17 protein-coding genes, 4 pseudogenes and 1 other annotated feature are annotated in these 17601 nt (G+C 47.7%); of the genes and pseudogenes, 15 read left to right on the forward strand and 6 right to left on the reverse strand.

The genetic code is table 11. The features are described 5' to 3' along the window. Positions 1–101: 101 nt before the first annotated feature. The 3 genes from mmuM to OQ477_RS16710 all read right to left on the reverse strand — a co-directional run bounded on the left by mmuM (position 102) and on the right by OQ477_RS16710 (position 3609). Positions 102–1049, reverse strand: coding sequence for a homocysteine S-methyltransferase (mmuM, locus tag OQ477_RS16700; RefSeq protein ID WP_265973270.1), 948 nt, complete (start codon positions 1047–1049; stop codon positions 102–104). A gap of 115 nt (positions 1050–1164) precedes the next feature. Next, entirely contained in the window at positions 1165–2601 is a 1437-nt protein-coding gene (locus OQ477_RS16705) for an alanine/glycine:cation symporter family protein (RefSeq protein WP_265973271.1), read from the reverse strand. Between the two features lie 24 nt (positions 2602–2625). Beyond that, positions 2626–3609, reverse strand: coding sequence for a glutaminase (locus tag OQ477_RS16710; RefSeq protein ID WP_265973272.1), 984 nt, complete (start codon positions 3607–3609; stop codon positions 2626–2628). A 243-nt stretch (positions 3610–3852) separates the two neighbouring features. Here OQ477_RS16710 and OQ477_RS16715 point away from each other — a divergent pair, with 243 nt between their 5' ends. The 5 genes and pseudogenes from OQ477_RS16715 to OQ477_RS16735 form a co-directional block, all read left to right on the forward strand. After that, positions 3853–5145, forward strand: coding sequence for a sensor histidine kinase (locus OQ477_RS16715; RefSeq protein ID WP_323054518.1), 1293 nt, complete (start codon positions 3853–3855; stop codon positions 5143–5145). Between the two features lies 1 nt (position 5146). Further along, positions 5147–6094, forward strand: a complete 948-nt coding sequence (locus tag OQ477_RS16720) for a DNA-binding domain-containing protein (RefSeq protein ID WP_007409014.1) — start codon at positions 5147–5149, stop codon at positions 6092–6094. An 8-nt stretch (positions 6095–6102) separates the two neighbouring features. Then, positions 6103–6333 (forward strand): annotated as a pseudogene (locus OQ477_RS16725) (hypothetical protein); the annotation flags it as partial. Positions 6334–6381: 48 nt separating this feature from the next. Continuing rightward, positions 6382–6632, forward strand: a binding site (T-box leader). Between the two features lie 88 nt (positions 6633–6720). Beyond that, positions 6721–6885: a tryptophan RNA-binding attenuator protein inhibitory protein gene (locus OQ477_RS16730; protein ID WP_032872714.1), complete on the forward strand. Its 165-nt coding sequence runs from the start codon at positions 6721–6723 to the stop codon at positions 6883–6885. Positions 6886–7013: 128 nt separating this feature from the next. Then, positions 7014–7195 (forward strand): annotated as a pseudogene (locus tag OQ477_RS16735) (IS5/IS1182 family transposase); the annotation flags it as partial. 141 nt (positions 7196–7336) lie between these two features. Here OQ477_RS16735 and OQ477_RS16740 read toward each other — a convergent pair. Continuing rightward, the gene (locus OQ477_RS16740; RefSeq protein WP_265973273.1) at positions 7337–8230 is read right to left on the reverse strand and encodes a cation diffusion facilitator family transporter; all 894 of its coding nucleotides are present in this window, start codon (positions 8228–8230) and stop codon (positions 7337–7339) included. Between the two features lie 428 nt (positions 8231–8658). Here OQ477_RS16740 and OQ477_RS16745 point away from each other — a divergent pair, with 428 nt between their 5' ends. The 5 genes and pseudogenes from OQ477_RS16745 to OQ477_RS16765 form a co-directional block, all read left to right on the forward strand. Continuing rightward, positions 8659–9279: a nitroreductase family protein gene (locus OQ477_RS16745; RefSeq protein WP_265973274.1), complete on the forward strand. Its 621-nt coding sequence runs from the start codon at positions 8659–8661 to the stop codon at positions 9277–9279. Between the two features lie 24 nt (positions 9280–9303). Next, positions 9304–10242: a ring-cleaving dioxygenase gene (locus tag OQ477_RS16750; protein WP_265973275.1), complete on the forward strand. Its 939-nt coding sequence runs from the start codon at positions 9304–9306 to the stop codon at positions 10240–10242. 131 nt (positions 10243–10373) lie between these two features. Next, positions 10374–10763: a DoxX family protein gene (locus tag OQ477_RS16755; RefSeq protein WP_007609195.1), complete on the forward strand. Its 390-nt coding sequence runs from the start codon at positions 10374–10376 to the stop codon at positions 10761–10763. A gap of 179 nt (positions 10764–10942) precedes the next feature. After that, a complete protein-coding gene (locus OQ477_RS16760; protein WP_265973276.1) occupies positions 10943–11281 on the forward strand; it encodes a thioredoxin family protein in 339 nt (112 codons plus the stop codon). 143 nt (positions 11282–11424) lie between these two features. Next, positions 11425–11603, forward strand: a pseudogene (locus tag OQ477_RS16765) (IS5/IS1182 family transposase); the annotation flags it as partial. 166 nt (positions 11604–11769) lie between these two features. On the opposite strand, the gene OQ477_RS16770 reads toward OQ477_RS16765, so the two are convergent. After that, positions 11770–12153 carry a DUF2512 family protein gene (locus OQ477_RS16770; RefSeq protein WP_265973277.1) on the reverse strand — a complete coding sequence of 128 codons (384 nt, stop codon included), beginning with the start codon at positions 12151–12153 and terminating at the stop codon, positions 11770–11772. Positions 12154–12306: 153 nt separating this feature from the next. On the opposite strand from OQ477_RS16770, the gene OQ477_RS16775 reads away from it, so the two are divergent. The 4 genes from OQ477_RS16775 (at position 12307) to tatC (ending at position 15747) form a co-directional block, all read left to right on the forward strand. Then, positions 12307–12735: a cell wall hydrolase gene (locus OQ477_RS16775; protein ID WP_011996267.1), complete on the forward strand. Its 429-nt coding sequence runs from the start codon at positions 12307–12309 to the stop codon at positions 12733–12735. A gap of 263 nt (positions 12736–12998) precedes the next feature. Next, positions 12999–14750, forward strand: a complete 1752-nt coding sequence (locus tag OQ477_RS16780; protein WP_021495297.1) for an alkaline phosphatase D family protein — start codon at positions 12999–13001, stop codon at positions 14748–14750. 12 nt (positions 14751–14762) lie between these two features. Next, a complete protein-coding gene (locus tag OQ477_RS16785) occupies positions 14763–14960 on the forward strand; it encodes a twin-arginine translocase TatA/TatE family subunit (protein WP_014469689.1) in 198 nt (65 codons plus the stop codon). A 61-nt stretch (positions 14961–15021) separates the two neighbouring features. After that, on the forward strand, positions 15022–15747 hold the full coding sequence (gene tatC, locus OQ477_RS16790) for a twin-arginine translocase subunit TatC (protein WP_265973278.1): 726 nt from the start codon (positions 15022–15024) through the stop codon (positions 15745–15747). Here tatC and pcp read toward each other — a convergent pair. Next, positions 15744–16391 carry a pyroglutamyl-peptidase I gene (pcp, locus tag OQ477_RS16795; protein ID WP_265973279.1) on the reverse strand — a complete coding sequence of 216 codons (648 nt, stop codon included), beginning with the start codon at positions 16389–16391 and terminating at the stop codon, positions 15744–15746. The two genes, tatC and pcp, sit on opposite strands and share 4 nt — an antisense overlap. A 71-nt stretch (positions 16392–16462) precedes the next feature. Between pcp and OQ477_RS16800 the strand changes: the two are divergent. Beyond that, a pseudogene (locus OQ477_RS16800) lies at positions 16463–17589 on the forward strand (aminotransferase class V-fold PLP-dependent enzyme). The last annotated feature ends 12 nt before the right edge of the window (positions 17590–17601 follow it).

Consider the following 17601-nt stretch of genomic DNA (forward strand, 5'->3'; position numbering starts at 1 on the left):
TTCTGCGAGGGCCGTCCTAATAAAAAATCTCATGCCGGCGAACGGCACGAGATTCCGGCGAACCGGCTTTTTGAATAGAATATACAAACTATTCCGATTAGTCAAGTTGTTTTTAAGGTCTTGGCCCAATCGGCAATGGCCTGAATGTCCGCAGGTTTCGTCCGGCAGCAGCCTCCGATCAGGCTCACGCCGTTTTCGTACCAGCTTTGCGCGCTTTTTCCGAAATGGTTTTCGCACGCTGCGCCTTTCCAGGTTTTTGTCACTGGGTCATATTGTTCGCCGGAGTTCGGATAGGCGATAATCGGTTTGGACGTTGCCCGTTTGATTTCTTGTACCAGCTGCGGAATATGTTCGATCGGTGTGCAGTTGATGCCGATCGCTGCGATTTGGCTGCAGGAGCCGAGCAGAGCCGCGCATTCGGAAATAGGCGTGCCTTCGCTGATATGCCGTCCGTCTTTGGCGCTGAAGCTGATCCATGCATAAGTGCCGGGGAATTCCTCCAGCAGCCTTGTGATCGCTTTTGCTTCTGACAGGCACGGAATGGTCTCACAGGCCAAAAGATCGGCGCCGGATTCTATGAGGGCTTTCATCCGGGGGCGGTGGAAGCTGATCAGCTCATCCTCCGTCAGTCCGTAATGCCCGCGATATTCGGAGCCGTCAGCGAGGCTCGCGCCGTAAGGTCCGATAGAAGCGGCGACCAAAGGTTTGGGCCGGTGTAAACGGTTTTCTTCATGCGCCCAAAATTCATCGCGTGCTTGTGCGGCAAGTTCAACAGATGTCTGAATGAGACGTATCGCATCGGTTTCCGGGATGCCGCGCGCTGCAAATCCTTCGATTGTCGATTGATAACTGGCGGTGATCGCGCAATCAGCGCCGGCGGCAAAATATTCTGCATGCACCTGTTTGATCAGTTCCGGCCTCTCCAAAAGAATTTTGGCCGACCACAGATCGTCATGTAAATCACAGCCCATCCGCTCAAGCTCGGTTGCCATCGCGCCGTCTATGATCATAACCGGGTATTCATTTAATATTTGTGTAATGGGATTCATAGGCCTTCCTTTCTGACTTTACTGAAAATATATAAAAAGGGTAATGGACGCTATTCTCTTTGTCAATGAACCGGCAGAAAAAAGGTGTTCAGGACGCTGCCCGAACACCTTTTGTTTAGGAAATGTGTTTGCCTTTCGCATTTTTCGCGATGTCTGAATACTCCCAGCAGTCGATCCCGTCATCATCAGGGAGCACATCTCTGTAAAAGACGGGGTCCTTTCCGGCTTTCTTTTGCCGGACATAATCGCTCAAAGCGGCAAACGCTTTTTTCGACAGAAGGAAAATCGCGATTAAGTTCACGACCACCATTAAGCCCATGAACAAGTCAGCCATATCCCACACAAGCTGGACTTTGGAAATACAGCCGAACAGTACCATTCCGAGCACGCAGATGCGGTAAATGAACAGCCATTTTTTGTTCTGGCTTAAAAATCCGATATTGGTTTCTCCGTAATAGTAGTTGCCCATCAGAGCGCTGAAGCCGAACAAAAGCATTAAGACGGCAAGGAAACCTGACGCCCACGCGCCGACATGATCGCTCAAGGCGGCCTGAGAAAGCGCGATGCCGCTCAGTCCCGGCTGGTGATACGCGTCTGAAAATAAAATGATAAGCGCCGTGCTTGTGCAAATGACGAGCGTATCCGTCAGGACGCCGAATGCCTGAATGAGCCCCTGTTTCACCGGGTGGCTCGTCGTAGCTGTCGCCGCCGCGTTTGGAGCGCTTCCCATACCCGCTTCATTTGAGAAAATCCCGCGTCTTACACCTTGCATCAAGGCCGCACCTAAAGCGCCGCCCGCTGCCTGATCAATGCCGAACGCATTTTTTACGATTAGCGACAGAACGCCGGGCAATTGGGTGATGTTCGTCAGAATGACAAAGAAAGCGACACCGATATATAAAACGGCCAAGACGACTACGATGTATTCCGCCATTTTCGCAATCCGTTTGACGCCGCCGAAGATTACGCCGCCGAAAACCAAGATTAAAATAATGCCCAATGTAAGCCGGCTGGTGCCGAATGCGTTTTGAAAGGCGACACTGATCGTATTGGATTGAACGGAATTAAAAACAACCCCGAATGACAGTGTGATTAATACGGCGAACAGCGCGCCCATCCAGCGTTTCTTCAGGCCCTTTTCCATGTAATAGGCCGGGCCCCCGCGGAATCCGTTTTGATCTTTTACTTTATAAATTTGGGCCAGCGTGCTTTCAACAAAGCTTGAAGCCGAACCGATGACTGCGATAATCCACATCCAGAAAATAGCGCCCGGACCGCCGAGTGAGATCGCAATGGCAATTCCGGTAATATTCCCGGTTCCGACACGCGCCGCCATACTGATGCAAAATGCCTGAAACGGGGAAATGCTGTTTTTTGTCCGGGCGGCCGCGCCTTCCTTCAAAACCCGGATCATTTCCTTCAGCATGCGGACTTGCAGACCCTTTGATCTGAACGTAAAAAACAGTCCCAGAGAAAGAAGCAGTACGATTAACAGTTTTGACCATAAAAAATCATTTGCCGAGCCGATTACATTTTCAAGGAATTCCTGCATCCAATCACCTCTTGGTTCGTTTGATTAAAAAATACTGAGCTCCCACTCCTGTGCGATATGTTTCAGCAGCATGCCGCCGGTCAGGCTGTTGCCGTATTCATCAATGGCCGGACCGTAAATGCCGATGCCGCAGCCGTTATGAAAAGGCTGTTCTCTTCTGGCGCTTGGGGGAACCAATGCCATAATGCCGCCAGATACCCCGCTTTTGGCCGGGACGCCGACGAAAGCCGCATATTTGCCTGACGCATTGTACATCCCGCATGTCAGCATCAGGGCTTTGGCCAGTTTCGCGACATCTTTCGGAATGACCTGTTCCCGTCGGATCGGATGGTAGCCGTCATGCGCAAGTATCAATCCGATTAAAGCGATGTCCTCGGTTGTACCCTCCATGGCGCACTGCTTTAAATACACTTCAAGCGTTTCTTCCACATCCGCCTCGAGAAAGTTCGTTTCTTTTAAATAGTAGGCGAGCGCTCTGTTCCGATGCGCGGTCTGCCATTCAGAACGGAAGACCTCCTCGTGAATGTGAGGCCGTTTTCCTATTAATTTTTCAAAAACGGAAAAGAGATATTCTAATTTATCATGCGCCGTTTCACCCGGAAGCAGCGAGGCGACGGTAATGGCGCCGGCATTGATCATCGGGTTGAAGGGCTTCCCGGGTTTATGGATTTCAAGCCGGATGATAGAATTAAACGCATCACCCGTCGGCTCCACGTCCACACGATCCAGCACGTAAGAAATGCCTCTGTTCATGCAGGCGGCAATAAAGCTGATGACTTTTGAGATGCTCTGCAATGTGAACGGGACATTCCATTCACCGGCATGAATCATTGAGCCATCCGGCTCTAATATGCAAATGCCCAGCTGAGAGTCGTTGATTTCTCCGAGGGCGGGTATATAATTTGCGCTTTTTCCATTGACGGAAAACGGTCGGTAATGCTCGACCCAATCTTGTAAAAGTGAAGCCAGTTCCTCTTTTTCAAGGCGCTCTCTTACCGTATCTTTCATAACATTCCTCCTCTATTGCAAGCCTGTCCGAAGCGGAACCCGGTCTTGGAAAACGTTTTCAAAAATAGCGTGTTCCATGTTAATGTATAATGACATCTACAGAATCATACAAAATACGACAAAATCATTCTTAAAATAAGCCGATAGATTTATAAATCAGCCGGAGTGTCCCGCCATTCGGGTCTAAAGAAATTTGCGGACTGTATCGGTCTTGTTCAAAATAGACAGAAGAAGGAAGTGATTATGATCAGGCTCGACTATTTACTGAAAAAAGACGGCTATCTTTTCGCCCTTATGCTGATCACCGTGCCGCTGGCGGGGGAACTGAAATTTTACCCCCTGAATGAGGTATATCGGATCAGCTTTGGCGCCCCGGCTTTTTTCTTTTTTCTGCTGCTGCTTCGGCATGTGCCGGCAGTATTGTCAGGGCTGTTGACAGGTGCAGCCGTTGTGGCATTCCGGATCGGCCTGGCGTGCTGGGGAGGAGAGCATGCCGGCTTTACGGAGGCTTTTTTCAGCCAATATCCCAGTTTCTTTTTTTACTTTACATATGCCTGCTTGTTTTATGTGCTGAAGGTCAGGCTTTTTTGGGATCGGCCGCTGATGATCGGGTTTCTCGGTTTTCTCATTGAAATTGCGTCCGATGCCGTTGAAATGACGGTTCAGTTTTCCGGCGGCCGGCAGATTATGATGCCGGACAAGCTGGCGGATATTGCGGTTATCGCTGTTTCTCACACATTTATTGTGCTGAGTTTTTTCAACGTGATGAAGCTGCACGAATCTCAGGTCAGGGAAAAACAAACGAGAAAGCAGCATGAGCACATGCTGATGATTGTGTCTAACTTATATGAAGAAACGATTCATTTGAAAAAAACGCTGAAAACGACGGAGCATGTGACGAAAGAATCCTATCAGCTGTATCGGGAAATGAGCGGGAACGACCGGGAGCTCGGGAGCCGAATGCTGCGCCTTGCGGGAGAAATTCATGAAGTGAAAAAAGACAATCAGCGAATATTCTCCGGCCTGTCGAAGCTGATTTCCAATGAGAGATTCCGGGATTACATGAATGCCGCCGCTCTGGTCGGCATCGTCATCCGAATCAATGAAAAATACGCCGAATCTTTAGGCAAGGACATTCAATTCCGGAGCGTGATTGAAGGAGAACATCCCGATTATCACGTCTTTACCGTCTTGTCGATCTTAAATAATCTGACCGCCAATGCCGTCGAAGCCATGGGTGACAGGGGTGAGATCCGCCTCGCGCTGCGCAGGGCGGAGTGGGAGATGGCCGAATTTGAGGCGGAAGATGACGGTCCCGGCATTCCGGAAAAAATCGGAGAGGTCGTTTATGATCCCGGATTTACGTCCAAATACGATGAATTCGGCACACCTTCAACGGGCATCGGGCTTACTTACGTGAAGGAAATCGTAACTGAACTTCACGGAGACATTTCCTTTCACAACAAGCCAAAAGGCGTCATATTTACGATTAAGCTGCCGGTGAAGCATTTGATTGCAGAAAGGATGAACTCATAATATGCGTTTTTTTATAGCTGATGATGACCGGGCGATCCGTTCCATTTTAAAACAGATGATCGAGGACGAGGACTTAGGCGAAGTCGTCGGTGAGGCAGAGGACGGAAGCCAGATTGAAGGGCATTATCTCCATTTTAAACAAGTCGATATTTTATTAATTGATCTGCTGATGCCGGGGCGGGACGGGATTGAGACGATCCGGCATCTTCAGGGGTCGTACAACGGAAAAGCGGTGATGATATCGCAGGTGGAGGCAAAGGAAATGGTGGGAGAAGCTTATTCTCTCGGCATCGAATACTTTATCCACAAACCGATCAACAAAATCGAGATCGTCACCGTTTTGCGAAAAGTAAAAGAGCGGATTGAACTGGAAACTTCGATCGGCGACATCCAACATTCGTTAAGCCGTCTTATTCAGCGGAATGAGCCGAAAAAAAGCGGGCCGGGGGGGATGCATGAGAAATCAATCAAAGAAACAGGAAAATTTCTTTTATCGGAATTAGGCATCGTGGGAGAAAGCGGGGCGCATGACCTCATGGCCGTCCTTCACTATTTATTTGAGGATGAACAGGCGGAAAGAAACATCCCGTCTTTAAAGCAGATGTTTACAAACGTCGCCATCCGGAAGCTGGGGCCTGCGGCGGCACAAGCCGAGGTTAACAGGGAAATCAAAGCCTCGGAACAGCGGATCAGAAGGGCCGTCATTCATTCGTTAAACCATTTCGCTTCATTGGGCACAACTGATTTTTCAAACCCCAAATTTGAATATTACGCCTCGAAATTCTTTGATTTCCCCGCTGTCAGCAAGAGAATGAAAGAAATGCAGGCTAAGGAAACCGTGCCGCTTTCTCCGGTTAAAGTGAATATGAAAAAATTCATTCACGTCTTCTTTTTAGAGGCGAAAGATTTACGCGAAGGATCAAAGTTTGTCAGCGGAGGCAGCCGGTAAGCTGGTTTTGGAAAAGATGGCAAACGTGGATAAAGTACAGTTCGTACTGGCCTGATTTTTCCGCGCTGATCCATGGCATGCACCCTCCGCATATTTTTATAAACGAAAATCAGCATGTGACAGAATGGCAGGCCGCTTACCCTGTGGAAACGGCGAAGTTCGCGCTTCAGACGGGGCAAGAGGAGCATATGCAAATGGCGCGGGACATGCTCGGCCTGTCCGATCCGAAAGGTTATTGACTTCCGCCGGATGACAGCGTATGATACATTTTAAAATAAAAGAACGGATGAACAATGCTGAGGAAGAGTAAGTACGCATCAGCGCGCGGGGTTCAGAGAGTCGGTGGCCGCTGTGAACCGATCCCCGTCCGGTGCCGAATGGGCTTCTGAATTGCTGCGCTGAAATGACAGTAGGCGGTGCCGGGATTCTTTCCCCGTTATCAAGAAAGGAGTATTGAAACCGTGTGTTTCTGTACTTTTTGAGAGAATGGCTTTTCAGCCGTTAATAAAGGTGGCACCGCGAAAACCTCGTCCTTTGATGGACGGGGTTTTTTTGTGTTGTTAAGGAGGTGATGGCCATGGAAAGTGACTGGAGACGGACAGACAATCAAAAAAGGAGGGATATTCATGGTGATCGCAACCGACGATCTTGAGCTCACGTGTCCGCATTGTGAAGGAACCGGCCAGGAGAAGGAAGGGACGCCCTGTCCGAAGTGCGGCGCGAAGGGCGTCATATTGACCGCTCAAGGAAACACGCTGCTGCATTTTATCAGAAAGCATATTGATCAGTGAAATCAAACGAATAAGGCCGTTATCCGGCCTTCAGGCTGTTGAGAAAATCTCGACAGCCTTTATTTTTCACTTAAAATATCCATTCCCCTGTCATAAAATAAAAGAAAGACAGAAAAAATGGCTTTCTCATGTTCCGCACAAGAAATTTTTCTCAAAACACAGCCGAATTCATTCTGTTTGACCAACTCGTCGAAGAGGATCACCTTCTTCGAAAAATTGATAAATACATAGACTTCTCTTTCATCGTTGAAAAGGTCAAACCTTACTGCAGCGCTCACTTGATCCGCTGATCTTATTCAAAATGATGTGGAAGATTGCCACATACCCAGCCAAGCAAGGCTAGGCATGTGGGAGTGCTTTTTCTGCACCTGAAATCAAATGAATATGTAAAGAAACAGCACAAAACAAAAAAGCTTGCAGAAAAACATCATTTTCTCTACAAGCTGCTTTTTCATTCTTCAAAATAAGGATTCACATGGATGAGCACTTCTTCAACATCTGAAAAGTGTCTTTTGATTTCATTTCTGATTTCGCGGGCAATATCGTGTCCCTGCTTAATCGTCAAATCATGATCCAAAGATAACCGGACATCAAGCAATTTATAGTGGCCGTGTTCTCTTGCTCGGATTTTATCGAGCCGTTTGACTTGAGGGCAATGCAAAATAACCGCTTTATATTCCTCTATCAGTTCGGGATCAACACTTTTTTCCATGAGAACGTCAACAGACGGCCTGATTAATTCCATTGAAATCTTAAAAATGAGGTACGCCACGATGACACTGGCAATTGCATCGGCGTACAACAGATAGGACCATCCGTATGTGTTCCCGATAATCGCCAATAGGACGCCGATAAAAGCGGCAAGAGAGGCAACGATATCGCCTTTATGATCGTATGCAATCGCTATAATCGCTTTACTGTTCCATTTTTTCCCTTGTTTGATCGAATAACGATATAAGATCTGCTTAGCCACGTAGGATATCAGAGCCGCAAAAAATGCGCTGTATTGCGGGATGCTTGGACCTTCAACAAAGGACGAAATCGCTTCTATTAGAATATACACGGAAACGAGCACTAATATTATTCCTACAATCGCTTCGCTGATGACCTCAGCTTTGCCATGCCCGAAAGGATGGTCTTGATCGGGCGGCTTATTAGAAATGCCGATGACGGCCAGGACAGCAATTGAAGCCACGACATCCGCTGCAGAATGTATACCGTCGGCAAAAACTGCTTCACTATCGCCTATCAGTCCAAAAAAGATCTTTCCTGCCATTAAGATCAGATTGGCTATCAATGCAATCAAAGCAACTTTTTTGCTTATTTGTTCTCTTTCACTTGTCATTTTTTCCTCCTATAAAACTGCACAAAAAAATAGGGGCGCTTTTGATTCGCTCTCCGTATCCTTTCTTGTGTAATCACTTTGCTTATCGTACCAATTCAGTTTCGAGTGGGTCTATAGCAAGGTTGTTTCCTGTTTACTAATAAATAAGGTGACAGAAAAAAAGTTGGAGCAGGGCTAAACAGTACACAGACAAAATGGCGCTGAATTTAAAAATGAACTGTTGACATTTGAGTATTTATCTTTTATTATTATCTCGAATTCAAGATTTTTTAATTCAAGATAATTTATTTAGAGTGCAGGATAAGAACCTGCCGATCGTTTGATTCACGAAAAGATCAGTGAAGAGAACGTTTCGTTTTTTAATCATACGTTATTTGATTTTCTATACTATAATATCTCGAATTCGAGATAAAAGGGGTGCGAGAGAAATGGCTGAATTTGTACAGCTGGTGAATGAAAGAAGATCTGCAAGCAACTTTCTTCCAGAACATCCAATCACAAGAGATGAGCTCAACGAAATGTTTGAATTGGTTGCGTTGGCTCCATCAGCTTTTAATTTGCAGCATACAAAATATGTGACGGTTCTTGACCCGGAGGTAAAAGAAAAGCTGAAGCAGGCCGCAAACGGACAATATAAAGTGTTCAGCTCATCAGCGGTTCTTTTGGTTTTAGGGGATAAGCAGGCATATCAGCAAGCGGCTGACATCTATGAAGGGTTGAAGATGCTGGGGGTATTAAATAAACAAGAGTATGATCACATGGTTCAAAACACCGTTTCGTTTTATGAAAACAGGGGAGAACCGTTTAAGAGAGATGAGGCGATAAGAAATGCTTCACTTTCTGCGATGATGTTTATGCTGAGTGCTAAGGAAAAAGGCTGGGACACCTGTCCGATGATAGGGTTTGATACTGAAGCCGTGAAACAGATTTTGAATATAGATGATCAATTTGAGGTTGTCATGATGATTACAATCGGGAAAGAAAAAATAGAAAACAGAAGGCCGCGCGGCTACCGAAAGCCTGTGAATGAGTTTGTGGAGTATATTTAAATATTTGTAAAGGAGCGCATAAAAATGGCTAAAAAAACGATGGGAATCCATCATATTACAGCAATTGTCGGTCACCCTCAAGAGAATGCAGATTTCTACGCGGGAGTGCTGGGGCTGCGATTGGTCAAGCAAACAGTCAATTTTGATGATCCGGGGACGTATCACCTTTATTTTGGGGATGAAGGCGGGAAGCCGGGAACAATCATCACATTCTTTCCGTGGGCGGATGCCCGTCAAGGCATCATTGGAGACGGACAGGTTGGCGTGACATCTTACGTCGTGCCGAGAGGTGCCATGGCATTTTGGGAAAAGAGACTTGAAAAGTTCAACGTGCCATACACAAAAATCGAGCGTTTTGGAGAACAATATATAGAATTTGATGATCCGCATGGCCTGCATTTAGAAATCGTGGAAAGAGAAGCCGGGGAGGCCAATACGTGGACTTTCGGAGATGTAACCCCGGATGTTGCCATTAAAGGTTTTGGCGGTGCAACCCTGTTATCAGCACAGCCTGAAAAAACAGGTGAACTGCTGGAAAACATCATGGGGCTTGAGCGAGTCGGCAAGGAAGGAGACTTCGTTCGTTATCGTTCTGCCGGTGATATCGGGAATGTGATTGATCTTAAATTAACGCCGATCGGCCGCGGACAAATGGGTGTCGGCACAGTGCATCACATCGCTTGGCGGGCTCAGGATGACGAAGATCAATTAGATTGGCAAAGATTCATTGCTGCGCACGGATATGGTGTGACTCCTGTTCAGGATAGAAACTATTTTAATGCGGTTTACTTCAGAGAACACGGGGAAATCTTATTTGAGATCGCAACTGATCCGCCGGGCTTTGCCCATGATGAGTCACAAGAAACAATGGGCGGAAAATTGATGCTCCCTGAGCAGTATGAACCGCACCGGGCTCATATTGAACAAGGGCTGCTGCCGTTTGAAGTGAGAGAATTAGATTGATTGATAGATGAACGTGAAGCATGAAGAAAAATAATAAGGCATACATTTAACAGATGTTTGTTGAAGCGACTGTTGGTAAACAAGCTGCCTTGCAGCACATTATATAATATGAAAAATAAGGAGAGATAAAAATGGAAGATGCAGGACTATTACTTATTCGAATCATGATTGGTGTGGTGTTTCTGTTTTATGGATCACAAAAATTATTCGGCTGGTTTGGCGGATACGGGATTAAAGGAACCGGACAATGGTTCGAGTCAATTGGAGTTAAACCAGGCAATGCCGCGGCCGCTTTATCAGGTCTCGGGGAACTCGCAAGCGGAATTTTATTTATTTTAGGTGTATTCCTCCCGCTTGGAGCTGCTATCATAACGATCATTATGTTAGGCGCCATTGTAAAAGTACATGGAGCGAAAGGGTTTGCGAATGGTGCCGGCGGTTTTGAATATAACTTGGTGCTGATTGCAGTCTCCATCGGAGTTGCACTCATCGGTTCAGGGGCGTACGCTTTGCATTTTTAATATAAGTATCTAAGAACAGTTACTGAAAAGCGGTAACTGTTCTTTTATTTTTCAGGCACAACGTTAAGGTGCTCTGAATAGCAAAAAAGCGGATATGATCAATATAAATGTGTATAGTGAATGTACGAGTATTGATGAGCTTGGTCATGAAAGACGAGCCGATTTGAAGGAGGATTTTGATGAAAAAGCTGACAGACTTACATTCATTAGATTCTATTGAGAATTTTATTAAGCAGCATCAATTCAGTTTTATCTACATTTCAAGACCCGCCTGTACAGTATGTCACGCTGTTCTGCCGCAGCTCAGAAAGGTATTGGATCAGTTTCCGAATATCAAATTGGGGCATACCAACGCCGACGAGGTAGAAGAGGTTGCCGGCAGATTTTCAGTCTTCACTGTCCCCGTGCTTCTTTTGTTCATTGATGGGACTGAGTTTCTGAGAGAAGCCCGCTTTGTTCATTTTGAACAGCTCGAAGAAAGGCTGAAAAGGGTTTATCAGTTATATCAAGATGTATAAAGTGTTTATACTTTACAAATAAAAAGCCCCCTTTATGGGGCTCAGGCTGTCGAGAAAATCTCGACAGCCTTTATTTTTTCCTTAAAATATCCATTCCCCTGTCATAAAATAAAAGAAAGTCAGAAAAGGACGGTGTCTTTCTCATGTTCCGCACAAGAAACGCTTCTCAAAGCACAGCCGAATTCGTTCTGCTTGACCAACTCGTCAAAGAGGATCACCTTCTTCGAAAAATTGATAAATACATAGACTTCTCTTTCATCGTTGAAAAGGTCAAACCTTACTGCAGCGCTCACTTGATCCGCTGATCTTATTCAAAATGATGTTGAAGATTGCCACATACCCAGCCAAGCAAGGCTAGGCATGTGGGAGTGCTTTTTCTGCATCTGAAATCAAATGAATATGTGAAGAAACAGCACAAAACAAAAAAGCTTGCAGAAAAAACATCATTTTTTCTACAAGCTGAAGGCCGTTATCCGGCCTTTTTTACGTTATTCGGACCGGGGTTCTAAAAAACGGGACCCACCCAAGTCTTTTCTCATCAGATAAATATGGAAAAAATATTCTCCGACAGCGATGATGACGGCGGAAATAAGAGCGGCAAACGCCAGTCTTCCTCCGGAAATGCCCATGGACAGCGGCATTCCCATCAGCCAGACAACAAGAAAAGCGATTCCGAAATCAGCGGACGCCGCCGTGATATTATTCCATCTCGGAAGCACGTACAGGTCGCCCGTAAAGTAGGAAATGGCTCCCAGCACAATGGTCATCAGCAGCACGTCGCCGAATGTAAAGCGAAAACCTAAGCCGAGTATCAGATACAGAATAATGATGGTCATAATGCCTTTAATGGCAAGCGCTTTAATGTGTTCCATGCGAATTCCTCCTTATGGAAATCATGTTAGTATGTTTCCTCATAACGAGAAATATAAACCCTTTTTTCGTGAACATTTGTTTTCTGGCTTTTGGCTGTCATCACTGGGCCGCTGCTGAATATGATGAAGGGAGAAAATACGGGAGGTGTCATGATGGCAGTCGTAAAAGCATCGAGCGCCGATTTGGATCTAATGGCAAGGCTGCTCAGGGCGGAAGCGGAAGGCGAAGGGAAGCAGGGAATGCTTTTGGTCGGCAATGTGGGAATCAATCGGGTGCGGGCGAATTGTTCTGATTTTAAAGGCCTGCGCACCATCAGGCAGATGGTGTTTCAGCCGCACGCGTTTGAAGCGGTGACTCACGGATATTTTTATCAAAGACCGCGCGAATCAGAGCGGAGGCTTGCCCGCCGGACGATTAACGGAGAGCGGTTTTGGCCGGCTAAGTTCAGCCTGTGGTATTTTAAGCCGCCGGGAAACTGCCCGCCGACTTGGTATGATCAGCCGTTTGTCGCCAGATTCAAATCCCACTGCTTCTATCAGCCGACAGGTGAAACGTGCGAAAACGTGTACAATACATTTTAATCCCGGGCGCACCGTTCTTAGAATGAACGGTGTTTTTTTAATTTTTTGTGAAGAAAAATAGGAAAAAAGTGCGCTTGACGGATGACAAGCCAAAAAGAAACGGAGGGGGTTTTCTCCCGGCGGGGCAAGGTTTGTCGAAACAATGTGAAAAATGTCTCCCGCCGTCCATTTTTCAGCCTTACAAACCCTTCACACTTCTTCATAGCGGTTTAACATTTCTTTTTTATAATAAGGGCGATCAATGAGACGAAAGGGGAACTGACATGACACATGACGGCCGTTTAGATGAATGGATCAAGGAATTGGAGAACAAAAGCTTTCAGAACAATACGTTTGACCGCCGCGCATTTATACAGGGCGCCGGGAAAATCGCCGGTCTTTCCCTCGGGTTAGCGATCGCGCAATCCATCGGCGCGTTTGAAGTGAATGCCGCTCCGAAATTTTCAAACTATCCGTTCACCCTCGGCGTAGCCTCCGGCGACCCGCTGTCTGACAGCGTCATTCTCTGGACGCGTCTTGCCCCTGACCCGCTGAATGGGGGCGGCATGCCGAAGCAGGCCGTGCCGGTAAAATGGGAAATCGCCGCTGATGAACATTTCCGTCACATCGTCAAACGCGGAACGGAAATGGCCAAGCCGAATCTCGGACACTCCGTCCATGTCGAGGCGGACGGGCTCAAGCCCAATAAAGTGTACTATTACCGGTTTAAAAGCGGGCATGAGCTCAGTCCCGTCGGCCGGACGAAAACGCTGCCCGCTCCCGGCGCTGACGTATCCGCCATGACGTTTGCGTTTGCCTCATGCCAGCAGTATGAACACGGCTATTATACGGCGTATAAACATATGGCGAAGGAAAAGCTTGATCTCGTGTTCCATCTCGGAGATTACATTTATGAATACGGACCGAACGAATATGTGTCAAAAACGGGAAATGTCAGGACGCACAGCAGCGCTGAAGTGTATACACTGTCAGATTACCGCAACCGTCATGCCCAATACCGCTCTGATGCCAATCTGAAAGCCGCCCACGCCGCATTTCCGTGGGTCGTGACGTGGGACGATCATGAGGTGGAAAACAATTATGCCAATATTATCCCTGAAAAAGGCCAATCCGTTGAAGCGTTTGTGCTCAGGAGGGCCGCAGCTTACCAGGCTTATTATGAACACATGCCGCTCAGGCGCATGTCATTGCCGAACGGTCCTGATATGCGGCTGTACAGGCAATTTTCTTATGGCAATTTGGCATCGTTCAATGTGCTTGATACAAGACAGTACAGAGATGATCAGGCCAACGGCGACGGGAATAAGCCGCCTTCTGATGAGTGGAGAGATCCGAAGCGCACATTGATGGGGACAGAACAGGAGCAATGGCTGTTCGGAAATTTAGCCGCCTCAAAAGCGAAGTGGAATGTGCTGGCGCAGCAAATCTTTTTCGCGCAATGGAATTTCGGAACAACCGCCAATCCGATATACAGCATGGATTCATGGGACGGCTACCCGGCTCAGCGGGAGCGGGTCATCAATTTTATAAAAAGCAAAAACCTGAACAATGTCATCGTGCTGACGGGTGATGTTCACGCAAGCTGGGCGTCAAACCTGCATACCGATTTTAATCAAACGAATTCAAAGATTTTCGGAGCCGAATTCGTCGGGACTTCCATTACATCTGGAGGAAACGGGGCGGATAAACGGGCCGATACGGATCAAATCTTAAAACAAAACCCGCATATTAAGTTTTTCAACGATTACCGCGGCTATGTCCGCTGTACGGTGACCCCTGCCCAATGGAGAGCGGATTACAGAGTGGTGCCGTACGTGACGGAGCCGGGGGCTGAGGTATCCACGCGGGCTTCATTCATTTATCAGAAAGACCAGACGGGGATTCGGAAGGTCTCTCAAGCTGCGGTTGCAGGCGGTTTAAAGCAGTCAAACGAGGTGGAAGAGGATCGTTTCTTCGCCCATAACAATGCGCATGAAAAGCAAATGAGAAAGAAACGGGCCAAAATCTCACAATAAGGAGGCACACTCATGTTTTCAAATATCGGCATTCCCGGGTTGATCCTGATCTTCGTCATCGCTCTCATCATTTTCGGACCTTCAAAGCTTCCGGAGATCGGCCGTGCCGCCGGCCGCACGCTGCTTGAATTTAAAAGCGCCGCAAAAACATTGGTCTCAAATGAAGAGCCGGACAAGCAGGCGGCTGAGAAAGACAAAACGGCAGGCTGAATCCTGACATGGGGGCAGACGAATCCGTTTCTGCCTCTTTCTCTATAAGGAGGATGTACGATTGGATAAAAAAGAAACCCACTTGATCGGGCATTTAGAGGAAGTCCGGCAGCGTCTCATTAAAACCGTTATCGCCTTTCTTCTATTTTTTATCGGCGCCTGCTGGTTTGTGCAGGACATTTATGACTGGCTGATCAAGGATTTGGATGGAAGGCTGGCCGTTTTAGGGCCGAGCGAGATTTTATGGGTGTATATGATGATTGCGGGAATATGCGCCCTTACGGCAGCGATTCCGGTTGCCGCTTTTCAGCTCTGGCGTTTTACGGCGCCGGCTTTGACCCCGTTTGAACGCCGCGCCGCTTTGCTTTACATTCCGGGGCTTTCGGTTTTGTTTATCATCGGAATTTCCTTCGGGTATTTTGTGCTGTTTCCGATTGTGCTCGGATTTTTAACACAATTATCCGCCGGCCATTTTGACATGGTATTTACGGCGGACAAGTATTTTACCTTTATGCTGAATCTTACATTGCCGTTCGGATTTTTGTTTGAAATGCCTCTGGCCGTCATGTTTCTGACACGGCTCGGAATCGTGAATCCAACCCGGCTGGCAAAGGCTCGGAAGCTTTCGTATTTTGTGCTGATCGTCGTCTCGGTGCTGATTACGCCTCCGGATTTTATGTCTGACTTTCTCGTCATGATTCCGCTGCTCGTCCTCTATGAAATCAGTGTGACGCTGTCCCGCATCGTTTACCGGAAGAAATGGGCCGAGGCGGCGTCTGCAGCTTAGTGAAGTTCGCCTCCGCCGGTCTCAATATCGTCCTCATGCGCCGCGGCGGTCACCGCGGCGATTTTGAGCGCTTTTGTCACGAGATCCAGGCTGAGGCTCGGCGCAGACTTCTGCAAGGTTTGCTCCGGAATGTACGGGATATGTATAAACCCGCCGCGGATGTGCGGATGGCGGCAGGCGATTTCATCCATCAGGCCGTAAAAGAGGTGGTTGCATACAAACGTCCCCGCCGTGTAGGATACAGCCGCGGGAATGCCTTCCTTTTTGATTTCCTCAACGATCCGTTTGATCGGAAGGCCGGTCCAATAGGCCGCGGGACCGTCTTGAGAAATGTTTTCCCCGACAGGCTGGTTTCCTTCGTTATCCGGTATGCGCGCCTCATTGAGATTGATCGCGACCCGTTCCGGCGTGATCTGCATTCTGCCGCCTGCCTGTCCGACACAGATGATAATGTCAGGCTGATGCTTTTTGATCGCCTCGCGCAGCACAGCAAGGGACTTATAAAAAACGGTCGGCACTTGTTCAGATACGATAGAGGCGGGGCCCTTAGCGGCACCGTCCAGCCGTTTGACCGCTTCCCATGAAGGATTGACCGTTTCCCCGCCGAAGGGGTCAAAGCCTGTCAGCAATACTTTTTTCTCCATATAAAACCCTCCTTTTCTTTTTACCATACTCTATAATGGACATATATTCCTGCCGAAGGGGGAAACACGTCTTGAATTCGCCTCTGGTGCAATACCGATCTTTATTTCCGGCGCTCCGCACACATACGATGCTCGCCAGCTGCTCTCAAAGCGCTCTTGCCCTGCCGGTTTCAAAAGCGATCAATGACTATCAGGAAAGCCTGCTTCAGCATGGCGGAAACTGGGAAGAAGCCATTAGGCGAACGGAACAGGCAAGGTGTGAATTTGCGAAATTGATCGGCGCCCATCCTGAAGAAATTGCCGTTTTACCTTCAGTAACGGCTGCTGTCTCTGCCGTCGTTTCCGCTTTACCGGATTGCCGAAAGAAACAGGCGGTGTATACGGAATTGGATTTTCCGGCGATCGCCCACATTTTGAAGGCACAGACTGAGATGGAGCTTTCAGTCGTGCCGTCTGAAGATGGAATGATCCCGTTAGAGCGGTATGAGACGTACATATCGGAACAGACGCTTTTCACCTGTGTGCCCCATGTGTCATATACGTCCGGTTTTGTCCAGGATATGAAGCGCATTGCCGAGATATCCGCAAAGAAGGGTCGCTTCTTTTTGTCGATGCTTATCAATCGGCGGGGCACATCCCGATTGATGTAAAAGAATGGGGAGTTGATATGCTGGCCGCGGGTGCGAGAAAGTATATGCTCGGCATACCGGGAACGGCGTTTCTTTATGTCAGAAAGGAACTTGCCGAACGGCTGAAGCCGAAAGTCACCGGGTGGTTCGGGCAGCAGCGGGCGTCGATGCTGGATTCAACCCGTTTTTCTTATGCGGACGGAGCCAAACGCTTTGAGACCGGAACTCCGGCATTTATCAGCATATATGCGGCACAGGCGGCTTTATCTCTATTAAACGATGCCGGCACAGACCGCATTCACCAAGAAGTAAAAAAACTCAGCGCATTTGCGTATGAATACGCTTCTGAAAAAGGACTGAATCTCACAGGGCCGCCGTCTGCCGATGACAGACCCGGCATGATTTCCATACGGGATGAAAAAGCGGCGGAAACGGCTGCGCTGTTGAGGCGGAAAAACATCGTATGCGCCCCCAGCGGACAAATCATCCGGCTGGCGCCTCATTTCTATAACACGGCTGACGATCTGATCTATGCGATTGATGAACTGGCTGAAGCGCGCGGTATATAAAAAAACAGCAGA

It is taken from the genome of Bacillus sp. ChL18, from assembly GCF_026241425.1.
Classification (GTDB): domain Bacteria; phylum Bacillota; class Bacilli; order Bacillales; family Bacillaceae; genus Bacillus; species Bacillus velezensis.